11 protein-coding genes are annotated in these 15,216 nt (G+C 66.8%); 5 read left to right on the top strand and 6 right to left on the bottom strand.

The window, feature by feature from the left end:
* Nucleotides 1-35 precede the first annotated feature (35 nt).
* From QHF89_RS06385 to QHF89_RS06365, 5 genes are all read left to right on the top strand, one after another.
* Nucleotides 36-1,142: a putative sensor domain DACNV-containing protein gene (locus QHF89_RS06385; protein WP_136930513.1), complete on the top strand. Its 1,107-nt coding sequence runs from the start codon at nucleotides 36-38 to the stop codon at nucleotides 1,140-1,142.
* A 12-nt stretch (nucleotides 1,143-1,154) separates the two neighbouring features.
* On the top strand, nucleotides 1,155-1,922 hold the full coding sequence (locus QHF89_RS06380) for a hypothetical protein (RefSeq protein WP_136971023.1): 768 nt from the start codon (nucleotides 1,155-1,157) through the stop codon (nucleotides 1,920-1,922).
* A 166-nt stretch (nucleotides 1,923-2,088) separates the two neighbouring features.
* A complete protein-coding gene (locus QHF89_RS06375) occupies nucleotides 2,089-2,973 on the top strand; it encodes a PfkB family carbohydrate kinase (RefSeq protein WP_284720153.1) in 885 nt (294 codons plus the stop codon).
* Between the two features lie 26 nt (nucleotides 2,974-2,999).
* Complete coding sequence (locus tag QHF89_RS06370; protein ID WP_136971025.1) at nucleotides 3,000-3,575, top strand: L,D-transpeptidase family protein; 576 nt, start codon at nucleotides 3,000-3,002, stop codon at nucleotides 3,573-3,575.
* Between the two features lie 36 nt (nucleotides 3,576-3,611).
* Nucleotides 3,612-4,604, top strand: a complete 993-nt coding sequence (locus QHF89_RS06365; RefSeq protein WP_136971026.1) for a DUF2169 family type VI secretion system accessory protein — start codon at nucleotides 3,612-3,614, stop codon at nucleotides 4,602-4,604.
* A 16-nt stretch (nucleotides 4,605-4,620) separates the two neighbouring features.
* On the opposite strand, the gene QHF89_RS06360 is transcribed toward QHF89_RS06365, so the two are convergent.
* From QHF89_RS06360 to QHF89_RS06335, 6 genes are read right to left on the bottom strand one after another with little or no spacing between them, the layout of a single operon-like run.
* Entirely contained in the window at nucleotides 4,621-6,381 is a 1,761-nt protein-coding gene (locus QHF89_RS06360) for a hypothetical protein (protein WP_136971027.1), read from the bottom strand.
* Complete coding sequence (locus tag QHF89_RS06355) at nucleotides 6,378-7,385, bottom strand: hypothetical protein (protein WP_136971028.1); 1,008 nt, start codon at nucleotides 7,383-7,385, stop codon at nucleotides 6,378-6,380. The genes QHF89_RS06360 and QHF89_RS06355 overlap by 4 nt, the downstream gene beginning before the upstream one ends.
* A complete protein-coding gene (locus QHF89_RS06350; protein WP_136971029.1) occupies nucleotides 7,382-9,925 on the bottom strand; it encodes a type VI secretion system Vgr family protein in 2,544 nt (847 codons plus the stop codon). The genes QHF89_RS06355 and QHF89_RS06350 overlap by 4 nt, the downstream gene beginning before the upstream one ends.
* 3 nt (nucleotides 9,926-9,928) lie before the next feature.
* Complete coding sequence (locus QHF89_RS06345) at nucleotides 9,929-10,627, bottom strand: SMI1/KNR4 family protein (protein ID WP_136971030.1); 699 nt, start codon at nucleotides 10,625-10,627, stop codon at nucleotides 9,929-9,931.
* Nucleotides 10,628-10,630: 3 nt separating this feature from the next.
* On the bottom strand, nucleotides 10,631-11,233 hold the full coding sequence (locus QHF89_RS06340; protein ID WP_136971031.1) for an SMI1/KNR4 family protein: 603 nt from the start codon (nucleotides 11,231-11,233) through the stop codon (nucleotides 10,631-10,633).
* An 8-nt stretch (nucleotides 11,234-11,241) separates the two neighbouring features.
* Nucleotides 11,242-15,210 carry an RHS repeat-associated core domain-containing protein gene (locus QHF89_RS06335; protein ID WP_136971032.1) on the bottom strand — a complete coding sequence of 1,323 codons (3,969 nt, stop codon included), beginning with the start codon at nucleotides 15,208-15,210 and terminating at the stop codon, nucleotides 11,242-11,244.
* Nucleotides 15,211-15,216: the final 6 nt, after the last annotated feature.

Below are 15,216 nucleotides of genomic sequence, written 5' to 3'. Positions count from 1 at the left end.
ACCGCCGTCTCATCGGCCGACGAGCCTGCGCTTTGATGACCTCGTTCAAATATCCCCGCGACATGATCGCGCCGCTGAAGGCGCGGTGGTACGAGTGGGCCCGACAAGAGAGCGAGCCTCCGGCGCTCCCGAGCGACGACAAGCTCGCGCTCCTGCTCGAGGTCGCATACCACGCGAGCTACACGGCGGACGAGCGCCGCGGCACGCAGTTCCGCGCTGTCGTTTGCAGCCCCGACCTGCGCGAAACGGAGATCGATCACCCGCTGCGGATCGATCCGCCGAGGAGCTTCACGCCGCACGAAATCATGCGCCTGGCGCCGGCCGCGGACGCGGCCAAGGTCATGCTGACCGTCGATGCGCGCGGGGACGTGCCGCTCATCTGGGGATTCTGCAATGGCGCGGACATGCAGCTCACCGTCTCCGTGATGGCGCCTGGAAAGCTCTCCGTGGGGCGCAACATGCGCAGCCTCGTGGCCCTGGAAGACGGGCGTATCTTCGAGGAGGGCGAGCGGCTCGGCGTCTTTCAATCCGTGATCGAGGCGCTCGCCGAGGCGACCGACGCGTTATGGGACGGCGTCAAATGGCCCGGGGGATCGTGGTCTCCTCAGGTGAATTACCCGGCGCACCTGCACGACGTCCTTTCGACGATCCGCAAGCTCGGTCACGGGGGCACGGTCCTCGTCATCCCCGATCGTGAATGCCAGTCCCTCTCCTGGCGACAGCTCGTCAAGATCAAATACCAGTGCGAGGACGACTCGGTCTGGCCGCTCCTGCGGAAATCGGTCTTCCAGTTCGACGAGGATTCCCCCGGCCGCGGCGCCATGGAGTTCCAGTATGCGGAGGACAAGGCGCGCCGCCTGCTCGAACGGCTGCCCGGCCTCACGGCGGTGGACGGAGCGCTGCTCCTCACGGACCGGTATCGGGTGCTCGGCTTCGGCGTCGAAGTGCTCGCGCAGACCGAGCTCGAAACGATCTTCCTGCCGGACGGGACGTCCCGGAGCGTCGAGGCCTACGGCACGCGGCATCGATCCGCGTTCCGCTTCTGCGCGGCGTACCCTCGCGGAGCGGCTTTTGTTTGCTCGCAGGATGGCTCGATCAAATGCGTGCGCAATCGCGATGGAAAGGTCACGTTGTACGAGTGAGGGAGGTACGTCATGCGAAGAGGATTCTTGTGCTCGCTGTTCGTGCTGGTTGCTGGCTGCGCGGAAGACCCGAAGGATCCGCAGGAGCAACCTGGATCTTTTCAGCCCGGACTCCAGTATGCCGGAGCGATCGCCACCGGAAACGCGGGGGCGCCGGGCATCGAGCTCTCGGCCCCGCTCTTCCCTGACGCGCGCGTCTTTCAGGTGTTCCAGGATGCGAGCGTGTATCCCGCGCTCTCCGAGGCCGAGCGTGCCGCACTCCTCGACGACGTGTACACCTTCGCGCAGCTCGTGCCGCTCTGCGCGCCCACGCACCCGGGCATCAAGCAGCAGGTCCCAGGCGGGCCTCCCCTCACGCAGGCGGAAATCGCCGCCAATTACGACGAAGTGGCGCGCTGCGCGTACGAAGATTACGGCGCCAAACCTTATTGGGTCCCGCAGCACGTGAGCGACGTCGACGTGTGCGTAGCGACGCTCGGCGAAGATTGGCGCATGCCGACCGAGGCCGACGTCGGCGCGTTCGACGAGAGCGACTTCGCGTTTTTCCAGGCGACGCTCGCGGCCCAGCAGGGGCAGGATTCGTTCCCGCTCCACTTCTACTATTCGCTCGACGTCTACGTGCGCGCCGACGACGGCTCGCTCGCGCTGGGGAACCTCGTGCCGCAGACGGACCACGTCGTGCCGCTCCCCGTCTCGGGCGCCGCGATGACGGAGCTTTACCTCGGGAATGGCCAGCCCATCGGCCTGCGCTGCCTCCGGGTCGCAAGCCCTGCACCTTGAGGCCACGGCTCCCCTTCGGCTGTCTCGCCACACCCGTACGCTCGCCTGCCCTGTCGCACGTCTCGCACGCAATCCTTTCACGTACCGGCGAGCGAGCTCGTAGCATCCGCCCCGGGGTCCGTGGCTCGCGCCCCGAGGTGCTATGCTCGCGGGGAGGGTCGAAGAAATGGCCACGCCGGACATCCTGCTCATCGGACACGTCGCCCGGGATCTGCTCCGCACCGATCCGAGCGACGGCTACCGCCTCGGGGGCACGGTGAGTTTTGCCGCCGTCACGTCCGTGAAGCTCGGGCGCAGGCCCACGATCGTCACTGCGGCGGCGCCGGGCCTCGACGTCTCCGAGCTGCCGCGCGAGGTCGAGCTCCACGTCCTCCCCTCGGCGGCCACGACCACCTTCGCCAATGCCTATACCGAGGCGGGCCGCATTCAGCATTGCAGCATGCGCGCGCGACCGATCACCGCAGCCGATATCGAACCCTCGTTGCGCCGACCGCGGGCCGCGCTGCTCGGGCCGATTGCCGACGAGATCACCCCCGACGTCGCCCACGTCCTCGCCGAGGAAACGCTGGTCATAGCCACGCCCCAGGGATGGATGCGGCACTTCGACGAACACGGGCGTGTCCATGCCAAACCATGGGAGAGCGCGCCCGAGATTCTCCCGCACGTGGATGCCGTCGTGCTCTCGCTCGAAGACATCGGCGCCGACCTCCGCCGCCTCGACCCGATCGTCGCGCAGGTGCCCCTCGTGGTCGTCACCGAATACCGGGACGGGAGCACGCTCTACCGACGCCGCGACGACGGGTCGCTCTCCGTGACGCGGATCCCACCCCGCCCCGCCCGGGAGATCGACCCCACCGGCGCTGGAGACGTCTTCGCGACGGCCTTCATGATTCGTTTCCAGGAGACCGGTGATCCGGTGGAAGCGGCGCGCTTCGCCAATGTCACCGCCTCGTTTGGCGTCGAGGCCGTCGGGGTCGCCGGAATTCCGAGCCGCGACGTGGTGCTCGTGTATATGCAGGAGAACCCCTTTCGCATGGGCGCGCACGGGTGACGTGTGGCAAGCTGGGGCTCCGTCCCATGCCGCGCCCCCGCCCCCTCCCGAAGCGCCCGATCCTCCTCGCCGCCCTCGTCCTTGCGGCGGTCGCCCTCCTCGTGCTTTTCCTGCCACCTTCGAGCCTCGCGAAGCCCGCATCCTGCGAGAAGCCCGCGATCGTCGTCCGCAAGAAGGACGCCGCGCTCGATCTGCACTGCGGCGAAAAGCTGTTCCACACCTTCTCGGCCACATTCGGGGCGCAGCCCGTCGGGCAGAAGGAGCGCGAGGGGGACGAGCGCACGCCCGAGGGGGTCTATCGCATCACGAGCAAATCGGAGAGCGAGCGATTCCATCGATTCCTCGGGATCTCCTATCCGGAGCCCGTCGACCTCGCGCGTGCGAAGAAGAATGGGATCGACAAACCTGGCGGCGGCATTGGCATCCACGGGACGAAGCGGAAGCTCGCGGCGCTCGCGCGGGCGTGGATCCGCCTCTCCAGCGCGACCGGGCTCGGGCAGGTCTGGGGCCCGACGGACGGCTGCATCGGGCTCGCCAATGAAGACGTCGACGTGCTCTACGCGCTCGTCCCCGTCGGCACGAAGGTGACGATAAAGCCCTGAGCGTGCGAGAATGAACGCGCCAAGGACCCGCCGCGCATGACCTTCAGCAACGCCACCCCCTATGTCGCGCTTGACGTCCCCACGACCGGCCCGGACGGCCACGCCCTCGTCGTCGCGGTCGTCAAAGCGACGTTCGACATTCTCCCCGGCGGACGTATCGTCCCCTCGGACGACCCCATCCCGTTGCGCCCGAACGACATTCCGCTCGACGCCAAAAACCCGAACGGCAGCATCGTGCTCCCATCGGACCTCTGCATTGAGAAACACGGGGCCGACGTCATCGTCCTTGGCGACGCCGTCTCGAAGCGCCGTGTCGAATCGATGGACGTCGCCGTGAAGGTGAAAGACCGCACGGTCCAGCTCCGCGTCCACGGCGAGCGGCGCTTCACCCAGGGCGTCGCCGGCGTGGTCATGGGTCCTGCCGTTCCCTTCGAGCGCATGCCGATCGTCTACGAACGCGCCTATGGGGGCATGAGCGAGGACCTCACGCTCATCGAAGAGCGAAACCCGGCCGGCGTGGGCGTCGCCAAGCGCAAACGAGACCTGCTCGACCGCCCCGCTCCACAAATCGAGCACCCGCTCCGCCCGCACACAGATGCCGGAGACAAACACCCGCCCGTGGGGCTCGGTCCTATCATGACACATTGGCTCCCGCGCCGAGCCTGGGCCGGGACGTTCGATGAGGCATGGCAAAAGACACGAATGCCCCTCATGCCGGTTGACTTTGACATCCGGCACAACAATGCGGCGCACCCGGATTTGCAGTTCGAATCGCCGCTTGCACCGGGGGACACGGTCTCCGTTCTCGGCATGCACGAGGACGGCGTGATGTCGTTCGAGATCCCTGCGTTCCCCGTCGTCGTGCGAGGGCGCTTCGACGGTGGGGAGAAGATCGTCGAACGTCCCGTCATCGATACCCTCGTCGTGCATCCGAACGAACGGCGCTTCGAGATCGTCGCGCGGAAGGCGTTCCGCATCGGCCGCGGGCAGCGGGTGTTGCGGGAGCTTCAGGTGGATCTGAACTCTTGATTTCGAGGCGTTCCTCTCAAACGGCCCGCCGCACCTGCCACCACGTCCCCCGCATCGCCGCGTGATCCCGCTCCCGCGCCGCATGCACGAGCCCGGCGAGCGCGCGATCGAGCTCCTTCCCCCAGGCGGCTCCATTCGCGGGCGCGTGAATCCCCGCGCGCACGGCCAGCTCATCGAGCTGCCGTTCGAGCGCGATCCGATCGAGCGCACCCGAGGCGCACGCTTCGGCGACCCGCTCCGCCGTCCATCGCTCGCCGCTGCGATATCGAATGCTCGAATCCAAGCGCATCGCCTCGATCGCCTTCCGCCAAGCCCCCGCATCCTGACGCAGCGAAGGCGCGACGCGCTCGCCGAACAGCATAACGAGCGCAGCCTCGGCAGCGTCCGCCAGCTCCTCGTTCGCGAGCTGCCGCAGAAGGTAGGACCAGGTCCCCGCATGCCCGAATCGCGCGAGCGCCGACAGCGTCGCCGCGGAAGGAGGCGTCCGCGCGAGACAAGCTGCAAGCGCCGCGCGATCCGATAGGTCGCCCGCGAGCACGAAAATCTCCGCGCCAAACGGCTGCAACCGGGCCGCGCGTGGCCCGCCGTCACGCAGCTCGAAATACGGCTCCTGGTGACCCGCGCGAAGCATCGCCCGCGCAGCCGCCCATACCACGGTGGGCGCAGGATGCCCGAGGCACTTCCCGAGCAGCGGCACGAGGCGCGCCGCGTCCTCGGCGGACAATGCATCCACCACCTCGGCGGCCGCCGCTGCGACGGGCGAATTCGGATCGAGAAGAAACGCGCGAATCTCGTCGACCCCGAGCACGTTTTGCCGCCCGAGCACGAGCACCCCCACGGCGCGCACGACCGGATATGGCGAGACGAGCAAGGTCCGGCAAACGCCATTCCGCTCGGGATGCGGCGCGACCAGGAGAGCCTCTGCGGCCGCGCGCGCGTGGTCCGTTGCCGTCGGCGGAAGCGCCGTCAAACCGTGCGCCATGGCGTCGAGCGTATCGCCCCCGGACAAACACGCGAGCGTGAACACCGCGGCCCACGTGCTCCAAGGACTCGGGGATTCGAGCGAGCGTTTCCACGCGTCGAGGACGAGCCGAACACACGGCCCCCCGATCGACGCAATTGCATCCACGCATTGCAAGAGGCGCTCTTCGACTTCGCCGCGGAACTCGAGCGGTCTCTCTGTGCGATGTCGCGCCAGCATCGCCGCACGGTCCATGCACGACGCGACGACATCCGCGTAGAAAGACTCCTCCGAAATGGGCGTCCCCTTGCCTTCTTCAAGGGCGACGAGCGGCTTCGGCGGAACAGGGAGATCAAGCTCGTCCGTCGGCCCCTCGACATTCTCGGCAGCCCCCTGTGCGGAAGCCTGCGCCCCCCACAGGCTCGAATCAAACGAATCACGCTCGACCTCGCGCAGCGTCGGCCTCTCGCATGCAGCCACGAGCACGCCCGCATTCGCCCTGTGCGGCGCCCCTGCACGCTGCGGCGGATACACGAGCCCGCGCGCGACGAGGCACGCATTGTGGGCCGCCGCGAACACGTCCAACGTATCCGCGTCGACGTACCCATTGGCAGCAAGCAGGGTCGCGTGTTGCGCGACCGTCTGCACCGCCGTCACCAGGCGCTCGAGCTCCGCGAACCGCGTCGCCTCGGCCGCGTCGAGCGCCGCCGTCAACGGTCGAACGAGCGTCGCCTTCCAGGCATGGTCCGGCAGCGCCAGCGCCCGGTCCAGGGCTTCTTGCATCGGCCCGCGGAGGACCTCCTCGAACGTCGTCATGGCGCCCCCACCCGGACCGCCGCAATGCCACGCGTGCCATCCGGCGAGATGGCCCATGCCAGAAACGAATCGCTCGGCGCGCGCAGCGCCGACGTCTCGTGCCGCAAAACCGAGAGCCCGTACACGAGGTTCATCGCGCCGGCCGCGGCGCCCACGCGTCCCACGTGGTCCTCGATCCCCTCGAACACGCACGCCGTGCCAAACCGGGCACTCTCGCGCGCCGATGCAAAGTACCAGTCCTGCGCCCGCAGATCGTCCGTGCAGGATTGCCCGAACACGTGCGCGATCGATTCCGTGCTCGGCATGCTCGAAAGCACCTGCGTCATGGCCACGCCGTCCGCCGGCTCGTCGTTGTCATCACGCGTGTTCCCCATCGCCGTCGTGGCGCCCTGCAGCGCGCCGATCACAGGCATGCCGACACGACGCGCGTTCGGCGGTGACATGAGCACCACCGCGGCCGCGCCTTCCGAATGCGGCAGAGGCGCGCGCGCCCACGGGCTCGGCGGACGCAGGACGGCGTCCGCGAGAAGGTCCACGCTCACCGCCGAATCCACGGCCACGATACAAACCGCCTGCGGCCCCTGCTTCGACAGCGTATTGCCCGCATCTGCGAGCGCGTCGAAGAAGGCGGCTTCTCCCTCGTAACGCTGCATGGAACCGAGGCGACGCTGCCGCGCAATCGCCCGCGCCGTATCGGCCAGAAGCTCCGTCGAGAGTCCCGGCCGCGGCGCGGACGTCACCACCAGCAGGGAAACCTGCACCTCGGGCACGAGCGCCGCCGTCGCCTCCTCGATGGCTCGTTGCGCCATTTGCATGAGCCGGGAAGGAAGCGGCTCGACCGCGCCCAACCATCGACAATACCGCACGTCGATCCGCTCACCCGTATCCCGCACGAAGGGCGAAGGCGACGGTGCCGGGACGCCCGCGGCCGCGAAAAACGCATGCTGCCGCGCCGTCATTGCGCTCGGTGACACCATGCCTGCCCCGACGATGGCCAAGCTCATGTGTGTCCCGTCACGCCGCTCTGCTTCGAGGAGCGGTTGATGGTGATCGTGCCGGCCTCGATGAGCACGCCGCTCTCCGACGCGGTGATCGTAGCGCCCCCGCAATTGAACGACACCTTGCCCCCTTGCAAGGTCAAACTGCCGCCCACCTCGATCGTCAGCGCGCCACCCGCTTTGATCGTGTGCTTCCCGGATGCCTGACTCGAGAGCGCCCCCGCAATCGTCGTGCGCACGGGCCCTTTCACGTCCCGCGCGAGCACGCCCTTGACATCGATCTTCAGGCTCCCGAGGGTTTCACTGGACGCACCCAGCACCGAAACCCCGCCGCGCGCCGTCTTCGTCGTGTAGCTACCTCCAATGAGAAATGAGGAAGGCCCCACGGTATACCAGCCGATGTCCCCGGGCGTCACGATGGCGCTCGCGCCGGCAATGATTTCGGTCATCGCGCCCTTCACTGACGTATTTCGATGCCCGGGGCCGGGGCCGCCGGCGCCCGCATTGTCGCTCGCGCCCGTGCCGCCGCCTCCGCCCGCCGTGTCGCCGCTGGGGGGAGGTCCCTCGCGCCACGGTGCAGGCTGCGCCGCGCCCTGCGCCACGGCGAAAATGGCCTCCCCGCCGGGAATCATGCCGGCCGCAATTCCAACCGCACCGAGCCCCACGCCTTTCAACGCCCCGGCCGCGCCTCCGTGTTTGTAACCTTCGTACCCGGAAAGCGCCAACCCCCCGCCCGCCGCAAGAAATTGCCCATATTGCCCGAGCGCCCCGGCGCCCGACATCGCGGCGGCCTTCGCGAGGTTCAGGAGTCCATTGACCGGATTGCCCACCTTCTCCAGCACAGCCGCGCCGACGAGCACGGACTCGCTCCCGACGCCGACGATCGTATGGCCCTTGACGTAGATCTCCTGCTCCCCGCCGACGGTCGCCGATTGCGAACCCACCGCCGTGCGATACGCCTGCGTGACGCTCACATTTTCATTGCCGCCGACCGTACGCGTCTGCGAGCCCGTGATTCCGACATTCTCGTTCTTCACCGTCTGCGTCACCATGTCGTTCGACACGCTGACGGATTTGCCGAACTGGGCCTGAACGAAGACGTGTTGTCTGCCGGCCGCGTCGTCGAAGCGAATCGAGTTCGTTCCGCCGCTGCCCGGCGAGCTGTAGGTCTGCAGCGCCGTGACCGTCTTGTTCGCGGGGAGCTGGTACGGCGGCGCGAACTTCGCATTGTACGTCCTGCCGAGCACGACGGGCTTTTCGGGATCACCGTCCTCGAACGCGACGAGCACCTCCCACCCCACGCGCGGGATCGCCATGGATCCGGGCATGTTCGGCTGCATCACGCGAATCGGAAGCGTTGCCTTCTCGTCGCCCTTGCCTTCGAGGTCCCACGGAAATTGAACCTTGATTCGCCCTTGCGCGTCCGTGTGAATCTCCTCTCCAGCGGCCCCCGTGACGAAGGCGCTCTGCACACCGGTGAGACGGGGCCGCGCTGCCGTACGCGGCAGCCGGTACGGTGTATCCCGCGGAAGCGCGCGCACCTCGACCGCCACGCGCGCATCCCCGAAGGTCCATTGGTGCTCCACCGCGACGACCGTATACTTTCCAGCCGGTTTTGCGCTGCCCGCATAATCGCCCTGCGCTTCGATGGTGAAGGACAAACCGGGCGTGAGGGCGACCGCCGTCGTACGAAAGACGAGCTCCAGGGCATCCGCGCGGAGGGTTTCGAGCCGAAGCCTGGCGCGCGCGTCTCCCTCGTCCGGCTCGCGAAATCCACCTGGCCCCTCGTACACTTCGACGGATTGCTCCACGTCCGTGCCGGCCTTCGACGTCGCGGAGAGCGCTAGGTCCGGCTTTTCATGGTTGTAGTCGCGCAGCGTCACTTTCCCGGGCCTGCGTTTGGCGAGGATACGCGCGTCAAAGGCCGCTATCTCGAACATGCCGAGCGCCGACACGTCGACCAGCGGCAGCGGCTCCTCCAGCGCCGCGAGCGAATACGTGGTGGCGTCTTCGAGCACGATCCGCTCGACGCCCTCCTCGTCGGCATCGAACCGAAACACGAGCCCCTCGTCCTCGCACATGCGCCGCACGAAGGCCGCGTCGTTCTCGGCATACTGGACGACGTATTCCCGTTCGATGTGCGACTCGTAAAGCCGGAGCTCGACCTGCCTCCCATCGTACCCGGCCTCGAGCAGCACCTTCTTCACGATGTCGGGAATCGTCATCTTCTGGAAAATGCGCGACCGCGTCCGGAGCTCGACGGCCGCGAGGCGCGAATGCACCGTGGCTCGATAGCGCCGCTCCCCGTTCGGATTCGCCGTGGCCACGGCAGAAAACCGCGTGACGATTCCCCCGACGACGCGCGCCCCGATCCCTCCCTCCAGCACCACCGCGCAGGGTTTGCCCACGACATCGGCCGGCGCGACGCCTTCTGTCGAAAAGAGGTCGAACTCCAGCTCGGTGGATTGCCCGAGCCGCTCCGTCCCCCGCAGGCTACGACAGGAGAGGGTTTCGGCACCGTCGACGAGAAACCGCACGTTGTGCACGGCCTACCTCCGATGTTTCTTCAGCTTCACGACCTGGATCATGGCCTTGTTCACCGGCACGGGCGCAGGCGCCTTCCACTTCGGCGGCTTCTTCTTCGAGACCGGCACATACCCCAGCGGCGCCCCCGGAAACCCTTCGGGCGCCCCCGGAAGCTGGCTTTTCCCCGAAAGCAGCGCCGCGAGCACGGCGCTCGTCGATCCGCCGAGCTCCACGGGCATCGGGCAAACTCCATCCTCCCCCGGGGGCCCGAGATACACGACCTTCCAACGATCCGGCGCGCCGACACCCAGCCAATAAAGCGCGCCGCCGTCCCCGAGCACGGCCCAGGCGATCCATTTCTGCCCGCGGGGCGGATAGGCCGCGAGCGCGGCGCGCCGCTCCGCCTGCTTCGCCAGCAGCGGCGCGACCACCGGATCACTCGTCTCCATCTGGAACCGCGAATCACTCCCGAGCAGCGCGAGGTGTTCGAGCCGCGCGAGCGATTGCCTGCCGAGCTGCGCGCCCAGCTCCTCGGCGAATGGACTCAGAATCCAAACGAAACCACCGAGGCAACCTGCCCCATATTCCTCGATGAAGGCCTTGTAATCCGATGGAAGACCATGCCCGAAGAGGCCCTCCACCTCGGCCCATCCGAACTTGGCGGACGCGCCCTCGGGGCGCGCCGGCTTGGGGAGCAGCTTGGTCACGCTGGCGATCGACATGGCCTACTTCCCCTTCCCCGCGCGCCTCGCCGCCTCGTGCAATGCAAACGTCGGCCGAACCGGCTCCTCGTTCACCCCCGCCTGGAAGATCCCCCAGGAAATACGCTCTGAAAGGACATCATACAGAAACGCCGACATCGGCCCCGCAAACTCCGCGTACTGGCCGCGGGAATCCGCGACGAGGGTCCACTTGTCCGGCGTGCCCTTCGTCAGCCAGCAGAGCGCGTCGCCGTTGATGGTATACCCCCACGGCAGCAACCCCCCGGGCTCCGGAAACACGGGATAGGGCAGGTTGTTGATCTCCCCGAACGGCACCGGAAGATCACGCGCGCCCGGCACCTGCGCGTTCCGGCGCACAAGATGCAGCGTGAATAGCATGAGCTGCATTCGCTCCATCCACGGCAGCTTCGCCGAGAACGGATTCATGACATGCAGGTACTTGTTGATCCAGCCGGTGCCGTACGTCCCAACAAACTGCTTGTAATCCCCGGGTAGCTCCGTCCCAAGGAGCGATTCCGCGGGCGCCCAGTCGTTCTTCGCCGGAACCTCCTCGGGCTTCTTCGGCGGAAGCAGCCACTTCGTGAGTGACGCCATCGAGCTTGCCATGTTTGTCCTCAAAGGAGCGGGAGGCTGAACGGGCTGCCGCTGCTGGGGTTGGCGCTGAGCGTGACCGACTTGGGCCGACCGTTGCCGTAGTTCGTGATGGAGATGTTGTAGTCGACCGGCCCATTCTGCGCAGCTTGAAACACGCGATCCTCGAACATCCGCATGTCCGTCTGGTTCGCTGCGGCTTTCATCGTGACAAGGTTCTGCTCCCAGTCGCCCGGTCCGCCCATCCGGTTCGGCCAGAGGTGCGCGCGGTCGTACCCCGGGCTGATCCACCCGGGCGGGAGAATCGCGCCGTACGCATCGGTGCCGAGCCCGGATTGACACATCTCTTTCGTGATCCTGGCTTGCATGCCGTTGATGTAACCATTGGCGTCGGTCGTGAACTTGACGTATCCGAGCCCCGGACAAGGGGCAAGGCCCAAAGGGTCGATGGTCGTCGTCGGATTGCCGCCGAAACCAAACAGGTCCGGAGACCCGTGCAAACCGAGCGGATCGGGGCTCAGCCATCGACCGACGCGAGGATCGAACATGCGATACCGCGTCGCCGTGAGGCCGGTCTCGTCATCGGCATATTGACCGAGGAGCCGCAACGGGGTCCTCGCCGTGGGGCGCCCTCCGGCACCATTGCCTTTCTCCTGGAGCACACGGCCAAACACCGAGTGCTCCGCCGTCCACGCGACCTCGCCCCGCGTATCGATGAGGTCTTTCGCCGTGCCGAGGTGATCGGTGATGTAAAAAAATGGTTTGCCGTCCTCCTCGTGCAGCACGGGCACCGGCGAAAATGGCTGCCCCACGAACGCCTTTGTCGCCCCTTCGGAGGTCACCTCCGCGGCGAGCGTGTTGACGTCCCAAAGGTATTCGACAACCCGCGCCTGCGGCATGCCCCCGTCCTCGGGCGCCGGACCGATGACCTGCTTCCGAATGCGGCGGCCGAAGGCGTCGTATGTGAAGAGAAGCCGTTCCCCGCTCGGGAGCTCGGCCTCCCGGAGCTGGTGAAACGCGTCCCAGTAGTATTTCGTCTCTTTTTGGCCGTCCGGCCGATGGTCGCGAAGCGTTCGCTCCTCGATACGCCGACCGTTGTCGTCATAGCCGAATTCGAGGTCGGGCGTACGCAAAAGCACGTTCCCCTGGCGAACGGCCCACGGCGCCGATTGCGTGCCGCTCGCGGCCCACCGCGAAAGCGCACCAGCGGCGTCGTATTCGAGCACCTCCGCGCGTGCTCCCGAACGCACGGACGTGAGCCGACCACACGCGTCGTGCTCGTATTGCACGGTACCCCAGTGAAGATCGTATATCGCGATGGGCAACCCGCCGAGCCCGACTTGCCACGCACGTCGCGAAACGACGTTCGGCTGTCCCGTCCCCGATCGCACCGCAGCCGTACGATCGATGGGCCACCCCTGCGGGCCATACGTGGTCATGACGTCGAGCCCGGCCTCGTAGACGTGCCGGCGCACCTCACGCCCGCGCGGATCACGCACGAGCAGCACCTTGTGGCCGTCGTGATCGATGCCGACCACGCGACTCGCCAGATCATAGAAATACGACGTGCGTTTCCCATGCGGCAGGACACGCGCCACGAGCCTCCCCCGTTTGTCGTATTCGTACTTCGTCGCGCGCCCGTTCACCGCCGTCCCCACGATGCGGTGCAGCTCGTCGAGCTCGAACTCCACGACCGTCTTGCCCCACGTCTCCTCGACGACGGCTACGAGAATTTCGCCAAGCTCGTTTCGCTCGAAGGTGCGCGTGCCATGCGGGGAGTCTTCGACGACCAGGCGTCCGCCGGGATCGTATTCGAAGCTCCGCCAGGTCCCGTCCGGGTACTCGACGCGCGTCATCCGACCGGTGCGCGCGTGAAAATAACGCAACAAGCGCCCGTCGAACGTCGCCTCCTCGCGGACGCGGGAGGCACGGTCGTAGAGGAATTCGTGTTGCTCCCCCTTGGGATTGCGGACGAACCGGAGCCGCTCGTCGACGTCGTGCGTGAACGTCCATGCGCCGCCGTCCGGCTCGACGACACCCGCGACCTGCCCCGTGCCACAAAATGCCAGCGCGACGGTATGCCCGCGTTCCGTCGTATAGGTCGCGGGGCACCCGAGCGCATCGTAGGTAAACGAGACCTGGCCGCCATCGGGCAGCGTGGCCGACATCAACCGGCCCAAAGCGTCCCACGTATACCGCGTCACCGCACCCGTCGGGTCCGTTTTCTGCACGAGGCGACCGAGCGCATCACTCTCGTACTGCGTCACCTCCCCGAGCGGCCCTTCGAGCTGCTTGATGTTTCCTTCTGCATCGTGCGAAATCTCGAGGAGGGTCCCATCGGGGCCGTACATGGCGGTAAGAAGACCGCGGCCATCATACGCAAGCGAAAAGGCGATGCCCGAGGGCTCCTCGTATCGAATCAGCGCGCCGCGTCCATCGTACGTGTACCGGGTCGTGAGCCCTGCGGCGTCGGTCTTGGCCATCATTCGATCGCCGTCGTACGCCCACGTGGCGACATTGCCCGCTGGATCCGTGGCTTTGACCAGATGCCCGCGCGCGTCGTACTCATACGAGAACGTCTCCCCTCCGCCATTCTTGCGTGCGATCACGAGGAGATCGTCGTCGTATTCGTTTGCGTCGACGTACGCACCGTCGAAGCTACGCTCTTCGAGCACTGCACCATGCTCGTTCCACGTGAAGACCCTCGCCGCCGGGTTTCCATGCGCCGTCGTCGTCCCCTGCGTCAGGTCGTACGTGAACTCGAAGCCGTGCAGCCCTCCATCCCCCCACGCCTTGACGCAGCGGCCGGTCTGCGGGTCGTACGCATATCGCCAGGAAACGTTATTTTTCGCCCTCTTCTCCACGAGCCGGTGGCGCCCATCGTAGGCATACCGCTCGGTATACCCGAGGGGGTCGGTGACGCTCGCGAGCTCTCCCGCGTCGGTGTACGCATACCGAATCGTCGCATGAATCGCTCCCCGCGCGACCACGTCGAGCTGCACGATACGCCCGGACGAATCACAGGAGAGCCGGAGCTCACGCCCGATCGCATCGACCACCGATCGCAACCGCTCGTCCGCATATACGAGCTCGACGCGGTTGCCCCACGCGTCCTCGATGGACCGGAGCATGGCGGGGCCTGTACGCGTGACCGGCGAAAACGTGAGCGTGTACCCATCGTCGAGAACCTGGAGCACGTAGCTCTTGCCGTCCGCGCTCCGCGCGAGCTCCCTCCGCCGGCCACGATGGAAGGCGCTTTCTCGCGGAGACAGCGCAGGGAAAACGACGTCTCGCCCATCCTCCCCGCGCACGACGGTCTTCCCCTTCTCGACCACCACGTACTGATGAAACCCGTACGAGAAGCCGCCTCGCCCGAGCGGTGTCGCCTCCGTCGCGCGGCTCGACGCATAATGGCGAGCAAAGCGCACCGGAATGGGGCCGTGAAGCTCGTAGTCGACATGCGTATCGACGACGTCCCCCGAGGCAACGGCGACCGGCTCCGCGGCGACGTACACCTTCGCCGCGTGTTTCTCGCTCTTCGCGTTCATGGCCCTCGTGAATGAGAGGCCCGAAATGAACTTCCCTTTCGATTGGTGGACCTCGAGATCCTTCGACAGGAGGTTCAGCACCACGTCGTCGCCGGTCACGCAAAGCTCGACGTTCGAGCCTCTCGCGCTCTTCGAGCCCGAGATCGTCTTCGCGACCTTGAGCACGGCGTGCGTGACGATGTCCTTGATGGGCAGCGCATTCGCCGGCAGGTTCGCGGGCGTCTCGATATCCATCGTGCTGCCCTTTTTCAGCACGGGATCACCGCCGCACGTGATCTGCTGACAAACGCTCTTCGCCGTCGACGATTTCGCCACGTACAGGAACGGCGACGCCACTGGCCCCGTGGGCGGCGGCGGAGGAATCATGCTGGTCGCGGGCGGGCCCGGGGCCACGTGCCCGCTCCCGGTCGTCGCGACGTTTTTTCCCCTGACGGTCGTGGCCATTCCCGC

It is taken from the genome of Polyangium sorediatum (genome assembly GCF_029946465.1).
Lineage (GTDB): Bacteria > Myxococcota_A > Polyangia > Polyangiales > Polyangiaceae > Polyangium > Polyangium fumosum.
Note: the sequence above shows the minus strand (reverse complement) of the source record. Positions and strands in the feature narration are given on the sequence as shown.

Excerpts from the sequence above, each read along its gene's own strand:
- QHF89_RS06385 (WP_136930513.1), top strand. The coding sequence starts at position 36 with ATGACCTCGTTCAAATATCCCCGCGACATGATCGCGCCGCTGAAGGCG.
- QHF89_RS06380 (WP_136971023.1), top strand. The coding sequence starts at position 1,155 with ATGCGAAGAGGATTCTTGTGCTCGCTGTTCGTGCTGGTTGCTGGCTGC.
- QHF89_RS06375 (WP_284720153.1), top strand. The coding sequence starts at position 2,089 with ATGGCCACGCCGGACATCCTGCTCATCGGACACGTCGCCCGGGATCTG.
- QHF89_RS06370 (WP_136971025.1), top strand. The coding sequence starts at position 3,000 with ATGCCGCGCCCCCGCCCCCTCCCGAAGCGCCCGATCCTCCTCGCCGCC.
- QHF89_RS06365 (WP_136971026.1), top strand. The coding sequence starts at position 3,612 with ATGACCTTCAGCAACGCCACCCCCTATGTCGCGCTTGACGTCCCCACG.
- QHF89_RS06360 (WP_136971027.1), bottom strand. The coding sequence starts at position 6,381 with ATGACGACGTTCGAGGAGGTCCTCCGCGGGCCGATGCAAGAAGCCCTG.
- QHF89_RS06355 (WP_136971028.1), bottom strand. The coding sequence starts at position 7,385 with ATGAGCTTGGCCATCGTCGGGGCAGGCATGGTGTCACCGAGCGCAATG.
- QHF89_RS06345 (WP_136971030.1), bottom strand. The coding sequence starts at position 10,627 with ATGTCGATCGCCAGCGTGACCAAGCTGCTCCCCAAGCCGGCGCGCCCC.
- QHF89_RS06340 (WP_136971031.1), bottom strand. The coding sequence starts at position 11,233 with ATGGCAAGCTCGATGGCGTCACTCACGAAGTGGCTGCTTCCGCCGAAG.
- QHF89_RS06335 (WP_136971032.1), bottom strand. The coding sequence starts at position 15,210 with ATGGCCACGACCGTCAGGGGAAAAAACGTCGCGACGACCGGGAGCGGG.